Source organism: Kocuria gwangalliensis (assembly GCF_039544365.1).
Classification (GTDB): domain Bacteria; phylum Actinomycetota; class Actinomycetes; order Actinomycetales; family Micrococcaceae; genus Kocuria; species Kocuria gwangalliensis.
The window spans coordinates 1-25655 of record NZ_BAABLN010000035.1; the positions used below are offsets into that span (position 1 = coordinate 1).

Sequence of the window (25655 nt, forward strand, 5' to 3'; positions counted from 1 at the left end):
TCGCGGCGCGGATCGCGCGACGGGCATGATCACGAGTCCAGCCCGTGGCATGCACCAACTCATCCAGCAGTCGGCTTTTCTCGGCCTTGCCCGCCTTCGCGTACTCGCGGGCGAACTTCTTCGTGATCTCACGGCGCGATGCCATCGACAACTCCCTGCTCATCACCCCAGGGAACTACGCGGACATTCTTACGTGAGGCACCCGCTCCCGTTCCCGGACCTTTTAGCTGAGTCTCGTCGGATGCTTGCCTATATGTAAGTCACCGCCTAGGCTAAGTACCGGTAGCTAGGGATGAAACAGCTCCCCGAGCGCCAATTCGAGAAGCCCGCGCCATTGGCGTGGGCTTCTGCGTTAAGTAGGTCGTGTCAGCAGCGGGATTCCATGCGAGATGCGATGATTAATCACATGCTGCTGGCTTACATCGACGAGATCGGCGAGACCGGAGCCTTCGTTGCGCGCGATGATCGGAAGTTCAACACCAGTCCCGCCTTCGGATACGCCGGGTTCATCATCCCCGCCAATGAGGCTCGGCACTTCGGGGCCTGCTTCGTCGATCAGAAGCGCGCCTTGTTCCGCAAGGAGATCGAGCAGGCAAAGCACCCTGGCCGATGGGAGCGCAAGGGCGCCGACATCTTCCGCAAGCAGACGCCCGAGTTGTTCCCGCAGCACCTCAGGGTGTTCGACGCCTTGGTGAACAAGGCCCGCAAGCTGCAAGGCCAGCTTTTCTACTACGCCGACGAGAAGCCCATCGGGACCCCCAAGCAGACCAATGTGGAGCCTGCGAAGCGCGAGACCGCAGCGATGCAGGAGACCTTGAACAGGATCGCTCGGCATGCCGAGTCACATGGGACGAACGTGATGGTGATGATCGACCAGATCAACGAAAAAACGCGGGCCGAGCGGCTGCCGACCATGTACAGCCACATCCTCGGTCGCGCCGCTGATCATCAGGAGATGCGCCGCATCATTGAGCCACCGATGCACGTCGACAGTCAACTCAGTGCCAACATCCAGTTCGCCGATTGGATCGCTGCCTGCGTGTCAAGAGCGATCGAGTACCAGCTCGTAGAGGACTCGCCCTACGAGTGGGTCACGGACAGACACAAGCTGAAATCTCCGTTCGGAGCGTTCACCCATGAGTCGAAGCTCCACCTGTGGCAGCGAGCAGCCGACGACCTCCACCATTCAGAGATTTTCCGCCGTGAGCGGGTCCTCCATCCAATTCCTCAGGGGCAGTTGTTTGCAAACTCCGCTGATCCGAGGATTTTCCACAAGATGAAGGCAGCAGCAGAGCGAGCTAACGCACGAAGCTAAGTAGCGAATTCCCACCTCCACCTTGGGCCTGTGTTTTCGACCAGATCCATGACGCTCAATTAGTGGGCGCGGATGCGTCGGGAGATGCGCCGGGTCCTCACCCGCACTGGGTGGGACACGGCCGCCTGAGACGGAGATGTTCCAGGTGTTCCACGTGGTTCCGTTCCCCCCTAGGATTTTCGTTTCGCGAGAGGAACAGAAGGTGCTGGAACCCGTGGAACAGCCGAACGGTGACCTGCTATCCCCCATACTTCTCCCAGGCCCGCCGTTGAGCATGTACCGTTCCGATATGAGTACCCCCCGCAAAACTACTGATAACCCACGGAAGCCTTACGGGTCAGTGATGGACCTACCGTCATTTCGTGAACTCTCGCGGGGCTTCAAAGGTGTAGACCTGTTGACTCGCTTCATAGCCCGGGACCAATGGGCGGAGCTTCAGCAACGCTACAAAGAGTTCCAGCAGCTCGCGCAAACGGTGGATGACTTTTACGAACGTCTGGGACCGAGAAACTGGATTTTCCATGAGCTGATGAACGTCGGGCGCATTGAATCGATCCTCCGGGAGACTGAAACGGCAGAGGGGGCCGAAGCAGCGCTAATTGAGATGTACCAGGACACCGAGACCACTGGTTGGTGGTTGCTCCAGCTTTCCCGGCATGAAGCTCTACGCGCTCGGATGGGGCAGATTGACCGAGCGCGTGAACATTACGACGCGGGCCAGTTCAGCAGTTGTGCCTTCCATCTGATTGCGGTCATGGACGGGTTCGTGAATGACTTCGAAGCGGATAAGCGACGTGGGCTCGCCGCTCGGGACGCGGACGAGATGTTCGCGTGGGACAGCGTGGTGGGTCACCACCACGGCTTGACGCATGTAATGCAGACTTTTACCGCTTCCACCAAGAAGCGGCAAGATGAAGAGGTCTTTGAACTCCACCGGCACGGCATCATGCACGGGAGCATCACCAAGTTCGACAACCCCGTCGTGGCCACAAAGGCGTGGAACATGCTATTCGCGGTGGTGGACTGGGCTGACGCACGTCAACAGGAGAAAGCCCCGAAGCCTGCCACACCGACATGAAGGGAAACAGTTGGCGCGATTCGCGACTATGGTCGCTGGCGGCAGTACCGGCAACACTTCGTTCCTCAGACAGTCGCTCCTGACGAGCCGGAATTTTTCGGCCACGAGCCAGTTGAAATCGTCGGTTCTCTCCTGACCGCATGGCAGTCCGGTCGCTGGGCCGAAGTGGCACGCCATATCCCTCGCACTTTTAGAGGCGCCAAGAGCCCGGGGGCCGTTGCACGAGATGCCCGGGAGATATTCGACCCGTATCCCATCAGTAACTGGTCTTTTGCCGCACTGGAATATCACGCAGCCGCCGCGGCTGCGGTTACAGTCAAAGCCGACGTGAACGAGGAAGAGCGCACGCTTACCTTCCGGCTCATGGTAATGAACCAGGAGGGCAAGGTGGACGTGCCAGGAGCAGCCGGCACCCAGTGGGAGCTGCTGGTCTGGGCCCCCTCTGGCATTTTGCGCGCCGAGGAATAGAGCCCTCTCGTTCCCGGGGACTCGACGGGCAGCTATGGAGTCAAAATGGAGTCAGTGGGGATGACGAAAGGGCCTCCGACTAGATGTTTATCCTAGTCAGAGGCCCTTTCATGTGAGCGGAGGATGGGGGATTTGAACCCCCGAGGGCGTTAACCCAACACGCGTTCCAGGCGTGCGCCATAGGCCGCTAGGCGAATCCTCCAGGCGTGCACATTCCCCAACGCGTGGGCAACGTGCGGCACTCAGCATAGCGGAACTCCAACCCCGGATGCGAATCGAGGGTGAACCGGCGGCTAAATCTGGGCCGAGCGGCGTCGTTGTGCCGACCGCTAGCCCTTCACCGCTCCGCCAGTGAGACCCGAGACGATGTAGCGCTGCAGTAATAAGAACAGAAGCACCACGGGGATTGCCGACAGGATTGCACCGGCGGTGAACACGCCCCAATTCTCGCCGAACTGTACGGACACGAACTGATACAGCCCCACGGCCAGGGTGTACTTCTCGGGGTCCTGCAGCACGATCTGCGCCAGCAGGAAGTCCGAGAAGGACGCGATGAAAGAGAGCATCCCTACGACCACCAAGATGGGTGTGACCAGGGGAAGGATGATCGTCCAGTAGATCTGCGAGTGCGAAGCACCGTCCAGGGTGGCGGCCTCGTCCAGATCCCGGGGAATTGTGTTGAAGAACCCGTACATCAGGAACGTATTGGCGCCCAATGCACCCCCCAGGTAGACCGCGACCAGACCCATCCGTGAGTTCAGGCCTAGGAACGGGTATACCTCGGAAATGCTGAAGAGCAGCAAGAAGATCGCCACGAACGCCAGCAACTGCGGGAACATCTGGATGATCAGCAGGGACATCAGCCCGCCCCCACGGAACTTGAAGCGGAACCGTGAGAATGCGTAGGCAGCGGCTGCCCCCATCAGTACCGCCCCGGCCGCGGTGATGATGGAAATGAGCATGGAGTTCCCGAACCACGTCATGAACGGATTCTGCGGATCGGTGAGCAGGTTCTGGTAATTGGCGCCGGTCACCTCAGCGAAGAGATCGTTGGAGCCCAGCAGTGAACCGGTAGGCGACAATGACGCCGAAAACGCGTAGACCAGCGGGAACAGGGCGAAGATGCAGGCCACGATCGCGGCAATGTGTTTCCATCCCCCGCGGGCGAAACGCTGTCCGGCGCTGAGCCGCGAGCGGGAACCGGACCGGTTGTTCTTGGCGGTCGAGGTGGTTGACGTAGACATGTTAGTTGATCTCCTCGAAAGCTATGCTGCGGCGGAACGTCAGTGCCGAGACCAACGCGACCATGATGAAGATGAGGATGGACAGCGCGGAAGCCACGCCGTAATCGTTGGTACCGCCCGCAAAGGCGATCTTGTACACGAAAGAAATCAAGATGTCCGTGGCACCCACACCAGTGGTGGATTCCAGATTCTGCGGCCCGCCACCGGTCAATAGGTAAATCACGTTGAAGTTGTTGAAGTTCATGGCGAACGAGGCGATCAGCAAAGGACCAACGGCCACCATGAGCATCGGCAGGGTGATCGAACGGAACCTCTGCGCAGCACCCGCGCCGTCCATTTCCGCCGATTCGTACAGCTCGGACGGGATGGACTGCAGGGCACCCGTGGTCACCAGGAACATGTAGGGGAAGCCCAGCCACAGGTTCACCATCAGCAACGAGGCCCTGGCCAGCCAGGGGTTGTCCAACCAGGGGATGTTTGCGCCGCCCAGGAGCACCTGGTTGATGTACCCGAAGTCCGCGTTGAGCAGGCCCGCCCAGATCAGGATCGACAGGAACGCGGGAAATGCATAGGGCAGGAAGATGATCGCCCGGTAGACGGTGCGGAACTTCAGGTTCTTGTCGTTGAACAGAATGGCTAAGAGGAGACCCAGGAAAAACGTGAGAGCCACGGAGAGGATGGCGAACACGAAGGTCCACAGAGTGACGGACACGAACGGGCCGCCCAGGATCTCCGGATTGAAAATGGCCGCAAAATTCTGGAGTCCCACGAAAACCCGCCAACCGGGGCGCAGTTCCTCACCCGTGGGGCTGACGAATGAGCCTTCTCCGTTGTTCGGGTACACGGTCCCGTCATTGGCCACCATGGCGTCCGTTTGCTCGTCGTACACCAGGGACGGCATGTAGGCATACGCCGTGCGGCCGTCATCGGTGCGCAATACGCCGTCGGCGGCTTCCTCGGAAACGGGTACCCGGAGGTCCATGACCTCCTCGTACGCAGCCGTGACCTGGCCGTAGTCCAGCAGGTCATAGCCGGGAACTTCCGTAATGACACCGTCGGTGACCTGAGCATCCCCGGCTACCGAAAGCGGCTGATCCTGCGTTCCCACCAGCACTTGCGCGTCCTGCGCTGTAGCCAACGCGAGCTCACCGTTGTTGCTGAGCACTCTCACGGAGTACTCCCTGCCACCTTCCACACGCTGTTCGTACGTGCGGGTGAGCTGATTGATGGCCGCTTCCTTGGTGGAGTTGTGACCATCGCCGTAATTGGTGAAAGCGGTGGCCGCGGTGTAGAGGACCACGAAGATCTGGAACACCAGCAGGAAGATCAACCCGGGGTAGAGGTACTTGGCCGGCAACACCCTGCGGGTCGGGAGGAAATAGACCAGGTCGGCAACGATCAATGCAATCAACAGGAACGCCAGGATTCCCCAGCTCCCAGCCGCCCACGCGGAGAGAATACCGAACAAGCCGAAGGCGTTGACCAATGCCATCAGGACCAGCTTGACCACGAACCCCGCGCTGAAGCCGCGTGAGTGGGAATGCCGGATGTGCAGGGGAGTGCTCAAACTGTCACCGTGGTCCGAGCCGTTAGTCGCAGCAGAAGTGTCAGGACGATCGGTGCTCATACTCATTGGATTTGTCCTTCGATATTGGCGACCATGCGATCCCAAAGCTCAACCGGGTCGCCGTTGCCATTGACGATCCCATTTTCGGTGGTCCCCCAGAACGCCCAGACCGCGCCCATGGCGGGGATGGCTGGCATGGGTAACGCCGTGGTGGCGATTTCCGCATATGCCGAACGCAGCGGGTCATCCTTCATGTTCTCGATCGCCACTTCGCTGGCCGGGGGCCGGTCGGTGCTTTCGTACATCGCCGTCTGGGATTCCGGGCGAGTCAGGTAATTGGCGGCGAAGTCCTGCGCCGCCACCGGATTCGATGCGTTGGCGTTGACGAAGAAGGCCTGAACGCCGGCGAACGGACGCGCCTCTTCACCACCGGCGGGGGGTACGGGCAGAACGCTCACGTTCATGTCCGCGGCTTCGATGTCCACGAGATCCCAGGGACCGGCGATGTGGAACGCGGACTCGCCGGACATGAATGATTCCTTGGCAATGTCCGGCGTCATGGATGTCCGAAGGTCTCCGCTTCGGCCCAGTTCTGCCAGGTATTGGGCGAATTCATGTCCGCTCTGGCCACCCATGGCCAGAGCGCTCGAGTACTCCCCGTCCTCGTCGCGTTCAAAAACTTCTGCCCCGAAGGAGGTTTGCAGTGGGTACAGGTGGTAAGGGTCCCCGGCATCGGGTGACTGGCTCACCGTGAACGGGTAGTCAACACCCCGTTCGTTCATGAGGCGGTGACCTTCCGCGCGCAATGCATTGAACGTCTCGGGATCATCGGTGGTCAGGTCGTTGTTGCGCACCAGCGCCACGCTTTCCACCGCGTAGGGCACCCCGTAGCTGACCCCGTTGTAGACCACGGCGTCCCGCGCGTTCTGGGTGAACTCTTCACCCCGGTCGCCCAGTTCGACCGGCGCGACCACGCCGTTGGCGGCCAACTGACCCAGGTTGTCGTGGGGGGACACGATGATGTCTGGAGCCTGCCCGGTGGGCGACTGGGAGATAAAGTTGGAGATGGCCTGGGCGTTGATCTCCCGCTCGATGAAGCGCACGTCCACACCGGTGTCCGCCGTGTATTTCTCGGCGATTTGGCGCAACGCGGGGATTTCGTCGTCACCGGCCTGGATCGTGACTTCTCCCGGGCTCACACCCAGCGCTGCCACCCCCGTGGTGGGCGCGGAGGAACACCCCGCGAGGAGAAGAGCGCAGCCAGCGGTTGCCGCGGCTAACCGGCGTGAGGGAGTCATGAGATTGTCCTCTTCAGTTGTCCGTGTGCTCATGAAGTGGCCGATCCACGCGAGGGCGGGGACCGGTCTCATTGGGGCAACCGATGACCGGTTGCCGCGTCGAAAAAGTGGATGTGTTCCGTGTTCGGGGCCACCCACACGGTGCTACCGACCCGCAACGGCGTGCGACCGTCCGTGCGCACAACCACGGGGCTGGCGCCATCGTCCTTCGCGTCGGGATCGGCTTCCGCAACCTGCGCGGAGGGATCCACCCGCACCACGGTGTTAGCAGCAGTGACCGGCGCGAGGTAGCCGTACACATAGGCGTCCGCGCCGAGTTCCTCAACCACCTCGGCGACAATGGGCAGCCCCGTACCTTCCTGAGCTGTAGCCATGTCCTCGGGGCGGATACCCACGGTGACTTCGTCGGTGGTCAGTACCTCTTGCTGGGCGGGGGAGAGATCTAGGGTCAGGGACCCCAACTTCACCTGCCGGTGGTGCACGGTCGCACGAAACAGGTTCATGGCCGGTGAACCGATGAACCCGGCAACGAACTCGCTATTGGGGTGGTCGTAGAGATTCCTGGGGGTGTCAACCTGCATGAGCACGCCGTCCTTGAGTACGGCCACCCTGTCACCCATGGTCATGGCCTCCACCTGGTCGTGGGTCACATAGACGGTGGTGACACCCAGGCGGCGGGTCAGTGCAGCGATCTGGGTTCGGGTCTGGACGCGCAGCTTGGCATCCAGGTTGGACAGCGGCTCATCCATCAGGAATACCTGCGGCGAACGGACGATGGCTCGCCCCATGGCCACGCGTTGGCGCTGACCGCCGGAGAGGGCCTTGGGCTTGCGGTCCAGGAACTGGGTCAGGTCTAGGATCTTGGCAGCATCTTCGACCCGCCTACGGCGCTCCTCCGCGTTCACGTTGGCGATCTTAAGCGCGAACCCCATATTGTCCGCCACGGTCATGTGCGGGTACAAGGCGTAGTTCTGGAAGACCATGGCGATGTCGCGGTCCCGGGAAGGGACGTCGGTGACATCGCGATCCCCGATCAGAATCTTGCCGTCCGTGATGTCTTCGAGTCCCGCCAGCATGCGAAGGGTGGTCGACTTGCCACAGCCGGACGGACCCACCAGGACCAAGAATTCTCCGTCCGCGATGTCGAGGTCCAGATCCGTCACGGATGGGCGCTCGGCCCCCGGGTACTGACAAGTGATGCGGTCGAAGGTCACGGCAGCCATGGGCAGAGATTCCTTTCAGAGACCCCGTCGCGGGGAGTTCCGGCACCCCGTGGCCAGGCTGCCGCTCAGCGGCTCAACCGAATGGGTTGTGACGCTTATCACTAATGTAAGCGATTCCACTGCCATGTGGCAATCAATACAAGCTGCGCCCCCGAGTCGGGATTAAAGGAAGACACTTCCATCGATCCAAGTCACCCGGGGCCATCGCCGGAGGCGATCGAACACTTACCCGTCCTCGAATGATCCATGCCGTGCATCGGGCTGCCACTCGGGCAATAATGAGGGAACGTCACCTGATACCTGTTCGCGGCCGGGTCACACCCAATTGACTGCGGCGCGCTCATGCGGGCCGCAATCACCCATGTTTATTGATTCCGGAGGCGCGTCCATGGTCGTCCCTGAACTACCGGCGCATCGTCCGCTTCAGGCCCCGCCTCGCCTGAAGGACGTCGCGGCGAAAGTAGGAGTGTCCACGGCAACGGTCTCGCGCGCGCTCACCGGTAGTGGCCCCGTCTCATCGAAAACCAGACAACGGGTCGAGGAGGCCGCCAAGGAACTCGGGTTCGTCCCCTCCCACCACGCGTCGAGTCTGGCCAGTGGACGCAGTCGCAACATCGGTGTGGTCCTGCCCTACGTCGATCGATGGTTCTTCGCGACCGTTCTCGACGGTATCGCCGGTACACTCACGGGTGCCGGTTACGACGCCGCTCTGTACAACCTGCAGGGCGAGAACTTCCTCGAGAGCGTGCTCACCGATTTCTTGCTCCGCAGGCATCTGGATGCGGCCGCCGTGGTGTCACTGCGATTGGACCCGTCGGAGACAGAGCAGTTGTTCTCGGCAGGCATCCCCCTGGCGGGGATCGGCGGTTCACTCGAGGGCGCCCCCACGGTCAGCGTGGACGACCTGGACGCCGGTCTTCGCGCCACCAACCATTTGATCGAGCTGGGCCACCGGCGGATCGCTTTCGTCGGCGGGCCTCCCGAAGCCGGCCGTTCCTTTCCTATGGCCAGCGATCGGCGCCGCGGGTTCGAGCGGGCAATGACGGCTGCCGGATTGGAGATCGACCCCCGGTGGTTGCTCGTGGCCGATTTCACGTTCTCGGGTGCCTACCAGCGAGTGAAGAGCCTGCTCGCCGCGCCGGCGGATCGCCCCACCGCCATCTTTGCCGCGGCCGATGAAATGGCGACCGGGGCCATCCTGGCGGCCGCAAACCTGGGCCTTCAGGTCCCCGGAGACCTATCGGTGATCGGCATCGACGCCCACCCGATAGGAGAGGCGTTCGGGCTGACCACGGTCAACCAACACGCACGGCAACAGGGCACCCGGGCGGCGCAGCTATTGCTGCAACAACTATCCGGGGACCCGGTGACGGCCTCACACGAGTTGCATCCCACCAATTTCTTGGTGCGCTCCTCGACCGCCCCACCGGTTTAGAACTCTGCTCCCAGTTGAGCTAAAGTAGTGGGCAGCCCCTCGCGTGGCGTCATCCTGTTGAACTCCCCCAGGACCGGAAGGTAGCAAGGGTAAATGGGCTCTGGCGGGTGCGCGAGGGGTCTTTTCGTCTCTAACTCCCCAACCGTGCGGTTGCGCTGTGCCTGTCGGTGACCGCGGCTAAGGTTTCATACGTGACTACCGCCCTGTACCGCCGTTATCGCCCGGAGACGTTCGAGGACGTCATCGGTCAGGAACACGTGACCGAGCCCCTCATGACTGCCCTGCGCAAGAACAGCGTCAATCACGCCTACTTGTTCTCCGGTCCGCGCGGTTGCGGTAAGACCACGTCCGCCCGCATCCTTGCACGTTGCCTCAACTGCGCCGAGGGCCCCGCAGCCACCCCATGCGGTCACTGCGATTCCTGCCGCGATCTTTCCCGTGACGGTGCGGGTTCACTGGACGTCATCGAGATGGACGCCGCGTCCCATGGTGGCGTTGACCATGCGCGTGACCTGCGTGAACGTGCGACTTTCGCCCCGGTGCGGGATCGCTACAAGATCTTCATCATCGATGAGGCGCACATGGTCACACGTGAGGGCTTCAACGCCCTCCTCAAGATCGTGGAGGAGCCGCCGGAGCACGTGAAGTTCATCTTTGCAACCACCGAGCCGTCCAAGGTGCTCACCACCATTCGCTCGCGCACCCACCACTACCCGTTCCGCCTGGTTCCGCCGGAGCCCCTCATGCAGTACCTGGAGCAGCTGAGCGAGCAGGAGCACGTGGCCACGGAGCCCGGCGTCCTGTCCCTGGTGGTTCGCGCCGGCGGCGGTTCGGTCCGCGATTCGTTGTCCGTGTTGGACCAGCTCATGGCCGGTTCGGACGATCGCGGTATGACGTACGACCTCGCCGTGGCCCTGCTCGGCTACACTCACGCGGCCCTGCTCGACGACGTCGTGGATGCCTTCGCCGCCGGTGACGCCGCCACGGTTTTCAGCGCCATTGACCGCGTTGTCCAAACGGGTCAGGATCCGCGCAGGTTCGTGGAGGATCTGCTGGAACGCTTCCGCGATCTGGTGGTGGTCAACGCGGTCCCGGATTCCGCCGCCAACATCTTGCACGGCATGCCCACCGATCAAATCAACAGGTTGCGCAATCAGGCCACCCTGCTCGGGGCCGCGGAACTCTCACGCGCCGCCGACATCACCAACACCGCACTCAACGAGATGACCGGGGCCACCTCGCCGCAGCTCCACCTGGAGCTGCTGTGCGCGCGCATCCTCCTGCCCTCCGCGGACCACACCACACGCGGCATCACGGCCCGTGTGGACCGCCTCGAGCGCCGTCTCAGCATTCCCCGCGGCGCCGGAATTCGCCCGGGCACCTCTGAGACCGAGCAGCATTCCTCCCCCGACGACGCCGCTGCCGCACCACAACGCCACACCGCACCCGAGCGCGTGGATCCGCCCGCAGCCCCACCCACTGTGGCTCCGCCGTCGGCCGGGATGACCGCGCCGACCATGGAAGAACCCACGGATCCCCAAGACGGCACCGAAGAACCGGGAGGCACCTCGCACCCGGCAGCTGCGGAGCCGGTTCCCGAGCAAGACCGTGAGGTCAGCCATGGCCGGCCGCCCGCGGACGGCCGTACCGGCCGAGGTGAACCGGACGCCGCCCAGGACAATGAGCCTGCCGATCACGGGCCCGAGCATCGAGACACCCAGCCGGCGCGCCCCATTTCGGAAGAATCTGACCAGGGCGGGGAAATCGAGCTGTTGCGTGCTTCCTGGCCCGAAATAGTGTCCGCCCTGGCCGAGATTCGCCGCGTCGCCTGGACGGTCACGATGCGCGGCACCCCCGTGACCTTCGACGGCCAGACGCTGCGCATCGCTTTTGACGCCGAGGGTGATCTGCTGAACTTCCCCCGCTTCGAGAACGATGTGCGTGCGGCCATCCACTCCGTGCTCGGAATCGACTGTCGCATCGAAGCGGTACGCCCCGGTGACTCCCACGGTGGCGGTCAGACCGGCGGAAATCCGGGCGGCCCCACCCGCGGCAAGAGCCCGGATGGTAACGGTTCCGGCGGGCCGGCTCGAGGCGGACAGCAAGGCACTGGAAGCGGCGGTCCCGGAGGACCCACGCGCGGAACCGACCAAGGCAAGAGCGGGCAGCAGTCCACCGACGAACCGCCCGTGTACTTCCGCGAGCAGGAAGGCTTCGGTGCGCAGCGTCGGCGCCCCGCGCCTGAGGTTGGGCAGCCGCGCGGGGAACAGGACTCCTCTCAGGCGGGCCATGATGCCCACGATCGGCAACGGCTCTCCAGCCAGACCCGGCAATCCCGTGAGGAGGCTCCGGAGCCCGATCCGGAACCCGATTCCGATGAGCCCGTGACCTCATGGTCCGTGGCGAAGATCCCGCAGGGTGAGCCCGCCGAATCACCCGCTGCGACCACTGCGATTCCGGCGGACGCGGCGGAGGCTGCTGCGGATTCAAACGATTCTGCCTCCTCTGCCAAATCATCGGAACCGGCGACTCTCTCCCCCGCCGATTTCAGCATTGATCCGGGTTCCGAGGATGCCACGGCTCACGTCGACGAAGGCACGCCTGACATCGCGCCCGAGGTCGGCTCCGGCGGCTCCGGCGGCTCCGGCGGCTCCGATCAAGATACGGCCACGGAGTCCGAACCTGCCGAGGACCCTGGACAGCCGCAGGACCGGCCGTCCGGCCCCGTGGAAACGAGCCCCGTTGCCACGGCGGACCCAGCACCCCGGCAGTTACCTTCGGATTCCGCGCACTCGCCGGAACCCAGCAACGAGTATTGGACGCCCCACGAACCTCCGCCCCCTCCGGAAGACGAACCCCCCGCCGATCTTTACGAGATGCCGGAGCGTCGCCCGACCGGGCCGAGTGGACAAGCACCAGCCCAGGCCACCAGTCCTCGCACTCAGCGACCGAGCTTCAGGGAACGGCATGCCGCAGAAATTGCGGCGGCGCGGCAACGCCCGACAGTGCCGCAGGCGGATGACCCGTCGGACAGCACCGAGGATGAGAACTTCTCGCCGAGCGCTGATGACGAGTCCATCGAGGATTCCTCGTTGTACGGTCGTGCGGCCATCGAAAGAATTCTGGGGGGCTTGCTCATTGAAGAGCGTCCCCACCAAGCGAACTAACCGAACCCCCAAGGAGAACTGTGTACGAAGGCGCGGTCCAAGACCTCATTGACGAGCTGGGACGGCTCCCGGGTGTAGGACCCAAATCCGCACAGCGCATTGCATTCCATTTGCTGGACGCGGACAAGGATGAGGTCCAACAGCTCGTGGACGCCATCACCACGGTCAAGACATCCGTGTCCTTCTGCCAGGTCTGCGGCAACGTGAGCGAACAGGAAGAATGCGCCATCTGCCGCGATACCCGCCGCGACCGCACCGTGATTTGCGTGGTCGAGGAGTCCAAGGACGTCATGGCCATTGAACGGACCCGCAGCTACCGCGGTTTGTACCATGTGCTGGGCGGCGCTATCTCGCCTCTCCAGGGTGTGGGCCCCGATCAGTTGCGGATCCGCGAGCTCATGACCCGGTTGTCGGATGAGACGATCCAGGAGATCGTCCTGGCCACCGACCCCAATTTGGAGGGTGAAGCCACCGCCACCTACCTCTCCCGCATGCTCAAAACCCTGGGCATCCGTGTCACACGCCTGGCCTCGGGTCTCCCCGTGGGCGGTGACCTGGAGTACGCGGATGAGGTCACCCTCGGCCGGGCCTTCGAAGGGCGCACCGTTGTCGCTGAAGCGAACTAAGTCCTCAGCGTCGCCTCATTGGGCTCCGAGATGATCATTGGACTCCGAACCGATCATGGGCGCATGAACAGTTAGCATGGACGCCACACCACTTGATCCCGTGGTACGTACGCTGTCCGAGAGGAATATATGAGCCTCATTGTTCAAAAGTTCGGTGGCTCCTCGGTTTCTGATGCCGATGGAATTCGCCGAGTTGCCCGCCGGGTGGCAGAAACCCGCAACGCAGGCAACGACGTTGTGGTGGTGGTTTCCGCCATGGGGGACACCACCGATGACCTGCTGGATCTGGCCAACGAGGTCACTCGTAAGCCACCGGCCCGCGAGCTGGACATGCTCCTGACCGCCGGGGAACGTATTTCCATGGCCCTGCTGGCCATGGCGACTTCCGAGGTCGGTGTTCCCGCCCAGTCCTTCACCGGCTCACAGGCCGGGATGATCACGGACGGCGATCACGGCGCGGCCAAACTCGTGGAGGTCAATCCTCTCCGTGTCCGCGAGGCGCTGGACGCCGGCAACATTGCCATCATCGCCGGCTTTCAGGGTGTGCACCGGTCCACCAAGGACATCACCACCCTGGGCCGCGGAGGTTCCGACACCACCGCAGTGGCACTTGCCGCCGCACTCAACGCGGACGTGTGCGAGATCTACTCGGATGTGGACGGCGTGTACACCGCGGACCCCCGCATAGTGCCCTCCGCGCAGAAACTGGATCGCGTGTCCTCCGAAGAAATGTTGGAGCTGGCGGCCAACGGGGCCAAGATTCTGCACCTGCGTTGCGTGGAATACGCGCGCCGCTTCAACGTGCCCTTGCACGTTCGCTCGTCGTTCAGCCACAACGAAGGCACATGGGTCATGCCCACGCCCCACGAAAACTTCACGCCGCAGAAGGAGATTCCCTTGGAACAACCGCTGATTTCTGGCATCGCACATGATCGCACGCAGGCCAAAATCACCGTGGTGGGGGTTCCCGACCGCCCCGGAATCGCCTCCCGCATCTTCCGACTGCTTGCGGACTCCAAAGTCAACGTGGACATGATTGTCCAGAACGTCTCCACCGGTGATCGCCCCCTGACCGACCTGTCCTTCACCCTGGACGAGTCACAGGGCGATCTTGCAATGAACTTGTTGCGCGCCGCGGAGGAAAAGATCGGTTACACAAGTCTCGATTATGACGATCAGGTGGGTAAGATCTCGCTGGTCGGCGCGGGCATGAAAACGAACACGGGGGTGTCGTTCAAGTTCTTCCAGGCCTTGGCCCAAGCGGACATCAACGTGGACATGATTTCGACCTCTGAGGTGCGGCTTTCCGTCATCACCGATGTCCGCAAGTTGGACACCGCGGTACGCGCCCTGCACACCGCTTTCGGTTTGGACGCGGACAGTGAGGCCACCGTGCACGGGGGGACGGGCCGCTGAGAATCTCGGTTTCTTAGATATAACGGTCACGGGCTGCCATCCGAGTGGCCCGTGACCTAAACTTTAATGCACAAATTGACAGACGCGTCCTAGACGTTGGAGAGGCACACATGAACAGCCAAGCTGGTGAAATCCTTTCCGAGAACGCTCCGAACGATCCACTGGCCCTGACGAACCAACTGTGTTTCTCCTTGTCCGTGGCGTCAAGAATGGTGGTCCAGAGCTACCGCCCCATTCTGGAACCGCTGGGACTGACTCACCCGCAGTATCTGGTGATGCTCTCGCTGTGGGGTTCCAGCCCCCGCACCGTGAAGGACTTGAGCTCCGAACTCATGCAGGATTCGGCGACACTGTCTCCGCTGTTGAAGCGTTTGGAGTCCCGCGGCCTGATCTGCCGCGACCGCGACCCCGAGAACGAGCGTGCTTTGGCCGTCACTCTCACGGACGAGGGTCGCGAGCTCAAAGAGAAAGCCTCTGAAGTGCCTGTCATCATGATGGAACGCCTGGGCGTCACTGCGGAACAGGTCAAGGAGCTCAACACCGCCATGCACCGCATGATCACGCAGGCAGAAGAAGCATCGCATGCTTAAAGCCCTGCCCCGTGGGCAATGGCTGGCAGCGTCCCGGGCACACGAACAGCGCATCTCCGGATTCACCACCCCGTTCCTGAACCGCAGGCATGAGGGTCGCCAGCACCCCGTGGAAGATTTCCTGTTCACGTACTACACGCTGTCCCCCGCCCAGTTCACACGATGGCACCCCGGATTCGGAACCATCTTGTTGGACGCCCCGGAGAGGGCGGATTGGAAGTTCTACCGCCCCGCCACCCCGGCCGAGCTTCGGGTAACGGGCGCGCCCGAGGGTGTGAGCGGCGTCGTACTGGATCGCGAGACATTCGTCGCGAAACGCGAGACCGCCATCCGTTTCACCCGAGAACTCCTGTCCAACACCGTGGCCAAAACCGGCACGTTCGATTGCTTCGGCCTGCACGAGTGGGCCATGGCGTACAAGGCGCAGGAGAACGGCGTACGTCACGACTATGTGGGGCTGAGGTTGGGCGCTGAAGGCACCAACCAGGTGGTGGAATCGCACCGGATCCGCTGCTCACATTTCGATGCGTTCCGTTTCTTCCAGCCGCAGGCCGTGGAGCGCAATGAACTGAAGCCCTCACGCGAATCCCAGCGAGGCATGGAACAACCGGGCTGCCTGCACGCGAACATGGACCTCTACAAGTGGGCGTACAAGCTGCTGCCCGCCGTGGATTCGGATCTGCTGGCCGATTGCTTTGAGCTGGCGTGGGATGTGCGCCGCACGGACATGGAAGCCTCGCCGTACGAACTGAGCGGCTGGGGCTACGAACCGGTGCGCGTCGAGACTCCCGCGGGGAAGGCTGAGTACGTCCGCCGCCAGCGAGACTTTGCCACCCGGTCCGACGGCCTGCGCCATCGGTTACTCGCAGTCACCGAACGACTCCTCCCGGAAGCCAGCTCCGCCGAATCCGCCGAGAGTCAGCCCCCTCCCCACCCTACGGACCATCCCGAGGCCGTCGAGGGAGTCTCGCCGTGATCGATTCGGCATCATCCGGGCACTGGGAACACATTGTTGAGGTGTCGGAGCTTCCGCAATCCTTTGATTTCGTCACGACCCGCTGCAGCATAGGGCCCGTTCTGGTGACCCGCGACGCCGCAGGCGCTCTTCATGTCCTGTCCAACACGTGTCCTCACCAACGGGCCACCGTCTGCCGCGAACCCGCGGGGCGCGCGGAACGCTTTGAGTGCCCCAATCACTACTGGCTGTTCGCCCCGGATGGCCGGTTTTTGGGCTCGCGACTGAGCGTGGCCTCAGGACGGGCCGCAACCGACGATCCGAGCAAGAACTTGGCCCGGGCCGACGTCACCGTGACGGACGGTTGGGTCATGGCCCGTTTCCGCTGAATCGAGAATCATCTTCCGGCGCCGCCCCGGCCAGGAACTACGGACCGGCCCAAGGCTCAGGACTCGGTGTCATGGTCCCGCAGGGCAAGTGCCGCGTTGAGCACCGCCAGATGACTCAGTGCCTGCGGAAAGTTGCCCAGGAACGAGTAGTCTTCGGGATCGATCATTTCCGTGAACAGGCCAAGATCGTTGGCCAACGCCACCATGCGGTCCATGAGTTCCACGGCCTGCTCGCGCTGGCCGACGGTGGTCAGCGCGGCAACCGTCCAGAACGAACACGCAACGAAGGCGCCTTCCTCTGCGTCCACCCCGCTGTAGCGGTACATCAACGGCCCGCGGCCGAGTTCTTGCCGGAGGGCGGCAATGGTTGTTTTCATCCTCGGGCCCCGGTCGAAGCCGGTCATTGCGTGCAACAATACTGACGCATCGAGCTCTTGGGTTCCCGGGTACCAGACGTATGCGCCCCGTTGCTCACTCCAGCATTCGGTGTCGATCCACGCCCTGATGCGTTCTCGTTCTGCCCGCCAACGATCCACGCAGCCGGGGATGTAGCCGTCCTCCGCCAAACGCACGGCACAATCCAACCCGTGCCAGCACCCCATTTTGGAGCTTGTGTAGTGGCGGTGTTCGGGCAGTTCCCACATTCCCGAATCGGGGCGCCGCCACACGTCGCAGATCGCGTCCGCGAGGTCGGCCAACATACGCGCGGTGGCCGTGTCCAGCACGTTACCGCCCGCCACGTAGCGGTGCGCCACATCGAACACGTCCCCGTAGACACCCAGTTGTAATTGGTCGGCCGCCGCGTTGCCCGCCACGACCGGACCGGTTCCACGCCAGCCCGGAACGTCGTATTCCGTCATGCGCGTCTCGGGGACCTCCCCGTCCAACCGGTTGAGCACGTGCAAGTTAGGCACCTGGGCCCGGACCAGGCGAAGCAGCCAGGACACTTGGGCGTGCACGTCCTCCTGCTCCCCCAGCTTCAACAGAGCTTGCAGGGCGTAGGTGGCGTCACGAATCCACGCAAAGCGATAATCGTAATTCTTGGTGCCCGCCATGTTCTCGGGCAGGGACGTGGTTGCGGCAGCTGCCACTGACCCCGATGGGCTGTGGCTCAACAACTTGAGCACCAGCGCACTGCGTTGGACTTCTTCACCGTAGGGTCCGTCGGATTCGAGCAGATCTCCCCACCGCAGCCATGTTTCTCGGGTCATCTCGAGGTTCTTGCGGATCTCACGCGGAGTCGGTAGCCGGAGGGGTTCGCTGTGCGTGGCAACCACCGCCAGCAGGTGCTGCGAACCAGGTGTGGTGCGGAAGGATCCCGAGATCTGCTGTTCTTCGACCTTGCTCTCACCCACGTGTTCACCGCACACCCCCACCGAGACCTCGCTGGCGCGCAGCACGGGCTTGTGGGCCGTGACATCAACCCAGGGGGAGACCGTGTTGAACATGGTCCCGGGGGCCACACGCCATCGCATGGCAACAGTTCCTTCCAGGCCCTCCACCGCCCGCGCGAGTTCGTTCCAGGGCAGTCGCCCGGTCGAACCGAGGTTCAACGAGTCGGTCACCTGCACCCTCCCCGAGGCAGTGGTGTACGTGGTCTGCAGAATATTGGTGCCCGGCAGATACTTGCGTTCGACCTCGAACCGCTCGTCCGGACACAGTTCAATACATCCACCGTGCTCGGCATCGAGCAAGCGCGCGAATGCGGGCGCCGAATCCAGATCAGGAATCGGATACCAGTCCACGGACCCGTCATGGGAGATCAGGGCAACCGTGCGACCATCGCCGATCGCTGCGTAGGAGCGCAGATCCACGTACCCGTTGCGCCGGGGCGGTAGCGCACTGAGTGGTACTGCTTGGGGCCGCGTTGCATTCATCCGCCCGCTCCTCACATTGCATGTGCTCAACAACTAAGTGTGCTGCCCATCGTAGGAGAGCCCTGGCCCCTGAGCCACTCCCGCGACCCCCCCATCCGCGCGGAACGGAAACGGAGACCAGCCGGCCGCGCACCGGAGGGCCACCATCAGGGGACCCGTCGCTTCACACACTGCCGCGGACGAACTTTTTGACCGATAGGATGGGCGAGGATTAGCTCGAATCTCAGGAGTTGTAATGGCCCGTATCGTGGTTGATGTTATGCCCAAGCCGGAAATCCTTGACCCGCAGGGCAAGGCGATCGCCAATGAACTGCCCCGTATCGGGCTGGATGGTTTCAGCGAGGTCCGTCAGGGCCGCCGTTTCGAACTCACCGTGGACGGTGAGGCAACGGACGAGGTGCTCGCCCAGGCTCGTGAGGCCGCCGAGAAGCTGCTCTCCAACCCGGTCATCGAGGACGTCGTGAACGTTTCGGTGCTGGACCAGGAGAACTGATCGTGGCCCAGAATTTGACCGCCGAACAAACCCCTTTGATCGCGGATCTCTCCCGCCCCGGCCCCGATGCCGCATTGCAGGACGTGCGCGTGGGCGTGGTCACCTTCCCCGGCACCCTGGACGACCGCGATGCCATGCGCGCCGTGCAGCTCGCCGGTGGCACCGCCGTTGCGCTCTGGTACGCGGACGAGGATCTGCAGAACGTGGACGCCGTGATCCTCCCGGGTGGCTTCTCCTACGGTGACTACCTGCGCGCCGGCGCGATCGCGCGTTTCGCCCCGCTCATGGACAAGATCCTGGACGCCGCGACTTCCGACGCCGCCCTACCCGTTCTGGGCATTTGCAACGGATTCCAGATGCTCACCGAATCGCACCTGTTGCCCGGTTCCATGATCAAGAACGAGCAGTTGAAGTTCCTCTGCCGTGATCAGGCGCTGCGCATCGAGAACGCGGACACCGCCTGGACCGCTCGTTACGAGCGGGGTCAGACCATTGTGGTGCCGCTCAAGAACCAGGACGGCCAGTACGTGGCCGATCAGCGCACCCTGGACGAGTTGGAAGCCGAGAATCGCGTGGTCTTCCGCTACGTGGACGGCAACCCCAATGGCTCGCGCAACTACATTGCGGGAATCGCCAATGCCCGCGGCAACGTGGTGGGACTCATGCCCCACCCGGAGCACGCGGTGGAACCCGGTTTCGGCGCGGATTTCTCCGGTACCGGTGCGGTGGACATGCGCCACGGCACTGACGGCCTGGACATCTTCGTGTCCGTCCTGGAGCGACTGACCCGCTAACGCCCCGCCGGCCCATGAGTACTCGGGCCCGCACCTTCATCAGACATTCTTGCGTGAGCGCCGCAAACGCACCGTACGCGCCCACCACCACGGCAAGGGATTCTCGTAAACGACATGAGCGAAACGCACTTCAACCTGGACACCGTTGAGCACGCCGCCTCCACCCCGGACACCGAGCTGCCCTGGGCGGAGCTGGGCTTGACCGAATCCGAGTTCGATCGGGTCAAGGAGATCCTGGGCCGCCGCCCCACCGCCGCGGAACTGGCCATGTACTCGGTCATGTGGTCCGAGCACTGCTCCTACAAGTCCACCAAGGTGCATCTGCGCCAGTTCGGTGACAAGGTCACCGACGAGATGCGCAAGGACCTCATGGTGGGCATCGGGGAGAACGCCGGTGTCACGGACATCGGTGACGGCTGGGCCGTGACCTTCAAGATCGAGTCCCACAACCACCCGTCCTTCGTGGAGCCCTACCAGGGTGCCGCGACCGGGGTGGGTGGCATTGTCCGTGACATCATCTCCATGGGCGCCCGCCCGGTGGCCGTGATGGACCCGCTGCGTTTTGGCGCCATCGACCACCCGGACACCCAGCGCGTGGTGCACGGTGTGGTGGCCGGTGTGGGTGGCTACGGCAACTCGCTGGGTCTGCCCAACATCGGCGGTGAAGTGGAGTTCGATCCCTGCTACCAGGGCAACCCCCTGGTCAATGCCCTGGCCGTGGGCGTCATGCGCCACGAGGACATCCGCCTGGCCAACGCTTCCGGTACCGGCAACAAGGTGGTGCTGTTCGGTGCCCGCACGGGCGGCGACGGCATTGGTGGCGCCTCCGTGCTGGCCTCCGAATCCTTTGACGATTCCAAGCCGTCCAAGCGACCCGCCGTCCAGGTGGGAGACCCGTTCGCGGAAAAGGTGCTCATCGAGTGCTGCCTGGAGCTGTTCAAGGGCTCCCTGGTGGAGGGCATTCAGGATCTCGGTGCCGCGGGTATTTCCTGCGCGACCTCCGAGCTCGCCTCCAACGGTGACGGCGGAATGCGTGTGGACCTGACCAAGGTGCTGCTGCGCGATCCCACCCTGACCCCCGGCGAGATCCTGATGTCCGAGTCCCAGGAACGCATGATGGCCGTGGTGACCCCGGAAAAGGTCCAGGCGTTCGAGGCGGTCATGACCAAGTGGGACGTGGAGTACTCGTGGATCGGTGAGGTCACGGACACCGGTCGTTTGATCATCGACTACCAGGGCGAAGTGATCGTGGACGTGGATCCGCGCACCGTGGCCCATGACGGCCCGGTCTACGAACGACCCTTCGCTCGCCCCGAGTCCCAGGATCAGCTGCAATCCAACCATTTCACCGGCTCGCCCGAAGACGCCTCCCGCCCCTCCGGTGCGCAGCTGCGTCAGGCAGTGCTCGAACTGATGGCCTCGCCCAACCTGTGCTCCAAGGACTGGGTCACCAGCCAGTACGACCACTACGTGCAGGGCAACACCGCCATGGCCATGCCGGATGACGCCGGCGTGATCCGCGTGGACCAGGAAACCGGTCTGGGCGTGGCCCTGTCCACCGATTGCAACGGTCGCTACACCCGCCTGGACCCCTACGCGGGCGCGCAGCTCGCGCTCGCCCAGGCCTACCGAAACGTCACGACCGCCGGTGCCCGTCCTGCGGCCGTGTCTGACTGCCTGAACTTCGGCTCCCCCGAGGACCCGGACATCATGTGGCAATTCGCCGAGGCCGTGCGCGGTCTGTCCGACGGTTGCCAGGAACTGGGCGTGCCCGTCACGGGCGGCAACGTTTCGCTGTACAACCAGACCGGCGGCGTCGCCATCAACCCGACCCCGGTGGTCGCCCTGATGGGCGTGCTCGACGACGTCGCTCGCCGCACGCCCTCCGGGTGGCGCGAGGACGGTCAGGCCATTTACCTGCTCGGTGAGACCGCGGACGAATTGGACGGCTCCGAATGGGCCCGCGTACGCGGTCACCTGGGTGGTCGGCCCCCCAAGGTGGATCTGAAGCGGGAGCGCACCCTGGGGGATATGCTCGTCAACATGTCACGGGACGGCATGATCGACGCGGCACACGATGTTTCCGAGGGTGGCTTGGCCGCGACCCTGTCGGAAATGGCCCTGCGCTTTGGCGTGGGTGCGCGGATCGGCCTGGGAGAAGTGGCCGACCGTGATGGCGTGGACACCTTCACGCTGCTGTTCTCCGAGTCCCAGGGCCGGACCGTGGTGGCGGTCCCCCGCTCGGAAGAGGTGCGCTTCAAGGACATGTGCACCGTGCGCAACTACCCGTTCGCACGTATCGGCGTGGTGGACGCGGAGTCCGGGGCCCTGGATGTTCAGGGCGAGTTCTCCGTGGACCTGGGGGCCTTGCGAGAAGCCCACAGCTCCACCCTGCCCAGGTATTTCGGTTGATCACAAGGATAGGCACCATGACTGACGTTTCCGAAGAGCTCAGCCCGGGACGATCGATTCGTACCGAGCGTCTCGTGTTGCGTCCATTCACCCAGGACGAGCTCGAGGCGATTGCGGATCGAGCGGATTTGGCGCAGTTCGCTCAGGGGTTCCCGACTCCCGAGGATCAGGACTGGGCTCATACGGCATTGGACGCCGGCAGCTATTTCTTCACCGAGACCATGTACTCGATGTTCGCCGTGGTGGATGCCGCCTCGGGCCAGGTCATCGGCATGGCGGGTTTCGTGGGCCCGCCCATTGACCACGAACTCGAGGTCGTGGGCTCCGTGATACCGGGCCGCCAGAATGAGGGGTACGCGGACGAGGTGCTCCCCTATCTGGTGGAGTTGGCCTTCCAGAATCCCCAGGTCAAGGCCGTGAACGCGTCGGTTCCGTGGGGCAATGAGCCCGCACGGAAGCTGCTGCTCAAGAACGGCTTCAGCGAATGTCCGAGTGACGGGTTTGAAGCCACATATGTGCATCCCCGCCCGGAGATGCGTTCCAGCAACTGAGTTAGTCGGCTATGTTCCCCTGGGCCCCGTACGACCTGTTCTCCCCGGACACCGTCCCTGAGTGGATCCTGGTGATCCTGGTCGTCATCGACCTGTTGCTCCGAATCGGTGCGCTTGGCTGGATTCCCCATCAGCGCAGACCGTCGGTCGCTCTGGCGTGGTTGCTGGCCATTTTTCTCCTGCCCTACGCGGGGTTGTTGTTGTTCCTGGTCATTGGTTCTTCTCGCCTGCCGCGAAAGCGGATGGAGAAGCAGGCCAAGATGAACGACATCATCCGGGAGAACACCCCCGAGGATTTCTCCCTGGGCAAGGAATTCGACGACCTACCCGAATGGGTCACCACAACCGCCAAGCTGAACTATCAGCTGGGCGCGTTGCCCATGGTGGGCGGTAATGGCTTCGACATTGTCACGGACAACCACGAGTCCATGGAGCGCATGGCCCGTGATGTGGATCGGGCCACCGATTACGTGCACTTCGAGTTCTACATCGTGGCCACGGATCGGGTGTCCCGGGTGCTGCTGGATTCCCTGGTGCGGGCGCATGACCGTGGTGTCCGGGTGCGCATCCTGATCGACCACGTGGGTTCGCTGGGTTACCCCGGGTACGCGGAACTCGTACGCCGTTTCAATGCCTCCGGCATCCCCTGGCGGCGCATGCTACCGATCCGCCCGTGGCGCGGTGAGTGGCAGCGCCCGGACCTGCGTAATCACCGCAAGATCCTGGTGGTGGACGGGTCCATTGCCTACACCGGTTCGCAGAACATCATTCACCGCTCCTACAACAAGAAGAAGAACATCCGCCGCGGCCTGGAATGGAAGGATCTGATGATCCGCTGCTCCGGGCCCGTGGTTGCCGAGCTCAACGCGGTGTTCGTCTCCGACTGGTACTCGGAGACCGACGATCTGCTCCTGGACGAGGCCACCGAGGTCCTACCGAACGTGGAGGCCCCCGTGTACGCCCAGGTGGTCCCCTCCGGTCCCGGGTTCACGACCGAGAACAACCTGCGGCTGTTCAACCACCTCATTTACAACGCCAACCGGCGCGTGGTGATCTCCAGTCCGTACTTCGTGCCGGACGAGTCCCTGCTGCACGCGCTCACCACCGAGGCGCAGTCCGGGGTGGACGTGGAGATTTTCGTGGGTGAGTCCTCGGACCAGTTCCTGGCACGGAACGCCCAGAATTCCTACTACTCCGAACTCGCGGAAGCCGGCGTGAAGATCTACCGTTACAGCTCGCCCACGGTGCTGCACGCCAAGTTCGTGCTCGTGGACGACCTGATCAGCGTGATCGGCTCCTCCAACATGGACGAGCGATCCTTTGCCCTGGACCTTGAGGTGTCCGTGATGATTGTGGGCCAGGACTTCCACGACCGCATGGAGGAGGTCGTGGGCCAATTCAAAGCGTCCTCGACCCTGCTGGACCTCGACGCCTGGAACAACCGCCCCCTGCGACACAAGTACGTGGAGAATGTCTGTCGCCTCACCTCGGCTTTGCTTTAACGCCGACGACGCCGCTGCCGCGACCTTGCGCTCGAAAAGGTCACGGCAGCGGCGTCGTCAGTGCGCGGGGCAGGACCGCAACGCACGGTCGGATCAGGGTGCCACCAGGACCGCGCGACCGTTCAGGGTGCGCTGACGCAACCCGTCCAGAGCGGCGTTGACCTCCTGGGCGTTCAGCGGGGCCTCCTTGATGGGCGGAACGGGGAGGTTCGCGTCCTGGGCGAGCTGGACGAGTTCTTTGAGCTCGGGAAGGCTGCCCACAAAGTTACCGCGGATGTTGAGGAGGTTGAACGCGGCCAGGGCCGTGGGGAATTTGTACTGCCCACCGAACAGGCCCACGCTGACCAGGGTCCCCCCGTTGGCCATGGCGAACAGGGCAGCGTTGGACGTGTCCCCGTTGTTGACCAGGTCGATGGCCGCGGCGATCTTGCCACCACCCGCCGTGACGATCTCCGTCACCAGGTTTTGCCCGCCCACAGTCACGGTGGCCGAGGCCCCGATCTTGGTGGCATTGGCCAGTGCGGCCTCACTCATGTCCACGGCCACGATGTTCTGATGCCCCAGGGCCCTGAGCACCGCGATGGTCATGAGACCCACGCCGCCGGCACCGATGACCGCCACGGGCTCGTCCGCGGGGACCGGCATGATCTTCTTCGCGGCGGAGTAGGACGTCAGTCCCGAACACGCGAGCGTGGCCCCGAAGGAAGGATCAATGTCACCGAGGGGCACCAGGTAGCGCTCATCCGGAAGGTAGACCTCTTCCGCGTACCCGCCCCGTAACTGCACGGACAGGTTGCGCTTGCGGCGGCTGCAGTAATTCTCGCGGTCCTCAGAGCATGCATGGCAGTCACCGCAGCCGATCCACGGGAACACGATGAACTTGGTGTCCCCGGGCGTGAGCGTGGCGTCCGGTCCCGCGGCCACCACTTCCCCCACGATCTCGTGCCCCAACACCACCGGGTACCGCGCGCCCGCCGCGGTGAGTTCGTACCGGCCGGCGTCCCCCAGGTCGAAGTACCCGTCCTGGCAATGGACGTCCGAGTGGCAGACTCCCGAATGGGTCACCCGAACGATCACCGCGGAGCCGTCCAGCTCGGGACGCTCCACCTCCAGTTCCTCGGCGGGTGCTCCCGGTTCTTTGTGCGCAAAAACCTTCATGGCCACTCCTTCGTAGCGACGGGTCCGGCCCGCGTCCCGCGGACTTAGCCCCCACTGTAGGCGGCGATGGCTCGGGTGGGCTTTGCGCAGCCCGGAA

Annotated in this window: 20 protein-coding genes, 1 tRNA gene and 1 other RNA gene; 15 read left to right on the forward strand and 7 right to left on the reverse strand. The window is 63.3% G+C overall.

Annotated features, from left to right (window positions below):
• Window positions 1–406 precede the first annotated feature (406 nt).
• Window positions 407–1315 carry a DUF3800 domain-containing protein gene (locus ABEA06_RS12605; RefSeq protein ID WP_345311698.1) on the forward strand — a complete coding sequence of 303 codons (909 nt, stop codon included), beginning with the start codon at window positions 407–409 and terminating at the stop codon, window positions 1313–1315.
• A 289-nt stretch (window positions 1316–1604) separates the two neighbouring features.
• Complete coding sequence (locus ABEA06_RS12610; RefSeq protein WP_345311699.1) at window positions 1605–2393, forward strand: hypothetical protein; 789 nt, start codon at window positions 1605–1607, stop codon at window positions 2391–2393.
• Window positions 2394–2978: 585 nt separating this feature from the next.
• On the opposite strand, the gene ABEA06_RS12615 is transcribed toward ABEA06_RS12610, so the two are convergent.
• From ABEA06_RS12615 to ABEA06_RS12635, 5 genes are all read right to left on the reverse strand, one after another.
• Window positions 2979–3063 (reverse strand) — tRNA-Ser (locus ABEA06_RS12615).
• A gap of 127 nt (window positions 3064–3190) precedes the next feature.
• Window positions 3191–4105, reverse strand: coding sequence for a sugar ABC transporter permease (locus tag ABEA06_RS12620; RefSeq protein ID WP_345311700.1), 915 nt, complete (start codon window positions 4103–4105; stop codon window positions 3191–3193).
• Between the two features lies 1 nt (window position 4106).
• Complete coding sequence (locus tag ABEA06_RS12625) at window positions 4107–5738, reverse strand: ABC transporter permease subunit (RefSeq protein WP_345311701.1); 1632 nt, start codon at window positions 5736–5738, stop codon at window positions 4107–4109.
• Window positions 5735–6970, reverse strand: a complete 1236-nt coding sequence (locus ABEA06_RS12630; RefSeq protein WP_345311702.1) for a sugar ABC transporter substrate-binding protein — start codon at window positions 6968–6970, stop codon at window positions 5735–5737. The genes ABEA06_RS12625 and ABEA06_RS12630 overlap by 4 nt, the downstream gene beginning before the upstream one ends.
• Before the next feature lie 68 nt (window positions 6971–7038).
• Window positions 7039–8193, reverse strand: coding sequence for an ABC transporter ATP-binding protein (locus tag ABEA06_RS12635; protein ID WP_345311703.1), 1155 nt, complete (start codon window positions 8191–8193; stop codon window positions 7039–7041).
• Window positions 8194–8554: 361 nt separating this feature from the next.
• Here ABEA06_RS12635 and ABEA06_RS12640 point away from each other — a divergent pair, with 361 nt between their 5' ends.
• From ABEA06_RS12640 to ABEA06_RS12675, 8 genes are all read left to right on the forward strand, one after another.
• A complete protein-coding gene (locus ABEA06_RS12640) occupies window positions 8555–9628 on the forward strand; it encodes a LacI family DNA-binding transcriptional regulator (RefSeq protein WP_345311704.1) in 1074 nt (357 codons plus the stop codon).
• Between the two features lie 30 nt (window positions 9629–9658).
• Window positions 9659–9755: signal recognition particle sRNA small type (ffs, locus tag ABEA06_RS12645), an RNA gene on the forward strand.
• 64 nt (window positions 9756–9819) lie between these two features.
• Window positions 9820–12795, forward strand: coding sequence for a DNA polymerase III subunit gamma and tau (locus ABEA06_RS12650; RefSeq protein ID WP_345311705.1), 2976 nt, complete (start codon window positions 9820–9822; stop codon window positions 12793–12795).
• 20 nt (window positions 12796–12815) lie between these two features.
• Window positions 12816–13421, forward strand: coding sequence for a recombination mediator RecR (gene recR, locus ABEA06_RS12655; protein WP_303382577.1), 606 nt, complete (start codon window positions 12816–12818; stop codon window positions 13419–13421).
• Between the two features lie 129 nt (window positions 13422–13550).
• Window positions 13551–14837 carry an aspartate kinase gene (locus tag ABEA06_RS12660; RefSeq protein WP_303382576.1) on the forward strand — a complete coding sequence of 429 codons (1287 nt, stop codon included), beginning with the start codon at window positions 13551–13553 and terminating at the stop codon, window positions 14835–14837.
• A 110-nt stretch (window positions 14838–14947) separates the two neighbouring features.
• Window positions 14948–15427, forward strand: coding sequence for a MarR family winged helix-turn-helix transcriptional regulator (locus ABEA06_RS12665; RefSeq protein ID WP_303382575.1), 480 nt, complete (start codon window positions 14948–14950; stop codon window positions 15425–15427).
• On the forward strand, window positions 15420–16403 hold the full coding sequence (locus ABEA06_RS12670) for a 3-methyladenine DNA glycosylase (protein WP_345311706.1): 984 nt from the start codon (window positions 15420–15422) through the stop codon (window positions 16401–16403). Before ABEA06_RS12665 ends, ABEA06_RS12670 begins: the two co-directional genes overlap by 8 nt.
• Entirely contained in the window at window positions 16400–16771 is a 372-nt protein-coding gene (locus ABEA06_RS12675; protein WP_345311707.1) for a Rieske 2Fe-2S domain-containing protein, read from the forward strand. The genes ABEA06_RS12670 and ABEA06_RS12675 overlap by 4 nt, the downstream gene beginning before the upstream one ends.
• A gap of 56 nt (window positions 16772–16827) precedes the next feature.
• On the opposite strand, the gene ABEA06_RS12680 is transcribed toward ABEA06_RS12675, so the two are convergent.
• Entirely contained in the window at window positions 16828–18648 is a 1821-nt protein-coding gene (locus ABEA06_RS12680) for a glycoside hydrolase family 15 protein (RefSeq protein WP_345311708.1), read from the reverse strand.
• 235 nt (window positions 18649–18883) lie between these two features.
• On the opposite strand from ABEA06_RS12680, the gene purS reads away from it, so the two are divergent.
• The 5 genes from purS (at window position 18884) to cls (ending at window position 24400) form a co-directional block, all read left to right on the forward strand.
• On the forward strand, window positions 18884–19141 hold the full coding sequence (purS, locus tag ABEA06_RS12685) for a phosphoribosylformylglycinamidine synthase subunit PurS (protein WP_016997403.1): 258 nt from the start codon (window positions 18884–18886) through the stop codon (window positions 19139–19141).
• Window positions 19142–19143: 2 nt separating this feature from the next.
• The gene (purQ, locus tag ABEA06_RS12690; protein WP_345311709.1) at window positions 19144–19935 is read left to right on the forward strand and encodes a phosphoribosylformylglycinamidine synthase subunit PurQ; all 792 of its coding nucleotides are present in this window, start codon (window positions 19144–19146) and stop codon (window positions 19933–19935) included.
• 114 nt (window positions 19936–20049) lie between these two features.
• Window positions 20050–22347, forward strand: a complete 2298-nt coding sequence (gene purL / locus ABEA06_RS12695) for a phosphoribosylformylglycinamidine synthase subunit PurL (protein ID WP_345311710.1) — start codon at window positions 20050–20052, stop codon at window positions 22345–22347.
• A 17-nt stretch (window positions 22348–22364) separates the two neighbouring features.
• On the forward strand, window positions 22365–22898 hold the full coding sequence (locus ABEA06_RS12700) for a GNAT family N-acetyltransferase (RefSeq protein ID WP_303382569.1): 534 nt from the start codon (window positions 22365–22367) through the stop codon (window positions 22896–22898).
• Between the two features lie 11 nt (window positions 22899–22909).
• Window positions 22910–24400: a cardiolipin synthase gene (cls, locus tag ABEA06_RS12705; protein ID WP_312396242.1), complete on the forward strand. Its 1491-nt coding sequence runs from the start codon at window positions 22910–22912 to the stop codon at window positions 24398–24400.
• Between the two features lie 93 nt (window positions 24401–24493).
• Here cls and ABEA06_RS12710 read toward each other — a convergent pair whose 3' ends face one another.
• On the reverse strand, window positions 24494–25558 hold the full coding sequence (locus ABEA06_RS12710; protein WP_345311711.1) for an alcohol dehydrogenase: 1065 nt from the start codon (window positions 25556–25558) through the stop codon (window positions 24494–24496).
• Window positions 25559–25655: the final 97 nt, after the last annotated feature.

Bases quoted from the DNA above. Each gene is read 5' to 3' on its own strand.
- ABEA06_RS12605 (WP_345311698.1), top strand. From the start codon at position 407: ATGCTGCTGGCTTACATCGACGAGATCGGCGAGACCGGAGCCTTCGTT.
- ABEA06_RS12610 (WP_345311699.1), top strand. From the start codon at position 1,605: ATGAGTACCCCCCGCAAAACTACTGATAACCCACGGAAGCCTTACGGG.
- ABEA06_RS12620 (WP_345311700.1), bottom strand. From the start codon at position 4,105: ATGTCTACGTCAACCACCTCGACCGCCAAGAACAACCGGTCCGGTTCC.
- ABEA06_RS12625 (WP_345311701.1), bottom strand. From the start codon at position 5,738: ATGAGTATGAGCACCGATCGTCCTGACACTTCTGCTGCGACTAACGGC.
- ABEA06_RS12630 (WP_345311702.1), bottom strand. From the start codon at position 6,970: ATGACTCCCTCACGCCGGTTAGCCGCGGCAACCGCTGGCTGCGCTCTT.
- ABEA06_RS12635 (WP_345311703.1), bottom strand. From the start codon at position 8,193: ATGGCTGCCGTGACCTTCGACCGCATCACTTGTCAGTACCCGGGGGCC.
- ABEA06_RS12640 (WP_345311704.1), top strand. From the start codon at position 8,555: ATGTTTATTGATTCCGGAGGCGCGTCCATGGTCGTCCCTGAACTACCG.
- ABEA06_RS12660 (WP_303382576.1), top strand. From the start codon at position 13,551: ATGAGCCTCATTGTTCAAAAGTTCGGTGGCTCCTCGGTTTCTGATGCC.
- ABEA06_RS12665 (WP_303382575.1), top strand. From the start codon at position 14,948: ATGAACAGCCAAGCTGGTGAAATCCTTTCCGAGAACGCTCCGAACGAT.
- ABEA06_RS12670 (WP_345311706.1), top strand. From the start codon at position 15,420: ATGCTTAAAGCCCTGCCCCGTGGGCAATGGCTGGCAGCGTCCCGGGCA.
- ABEA06_RS12680 (WP_345311708.1), bottom strand. From the start codon at position 18,648: ATGAATGCAACGCGGCCCCAAGCAGTACCACTCAGTGCGCTACCGCCC.
- purS (WP_016997403.1), top strand. From the start codon at position 18,884: ATGGCCCGTATCGTGGTTGATGTTATGCCCAAGCCGGAAATCCTTGAC.
- purL (WP_345311710.1), top strand. From the start codon at position 20,050: ATGAGCGAAACGCACTTCAACCTGGACACCGTTGAGCACGCCGCCTCC.
- ABEA06_RS12700 (WP_303382569.1), top strand. From the start codon at position 22,365: ATGACTGACGTTTCCGAAGAGCTCAGCCCGGGACGATCGATTCGTACC.
- cls (WP_312396242.1), top strand. From the start codon at position 22,910: ATGTTCCCCTGGGCCCCGTACGACCTGTTCTCCCCGGACACCGTCCCT.
- ABEA06_RS12710 (WP_345311711.1), bottom strand. From the start codon at position 25,558: ATGAAGGTTTTTGCGCACAAAGAACCGGGAGCACCCGCCGAGGAACTG.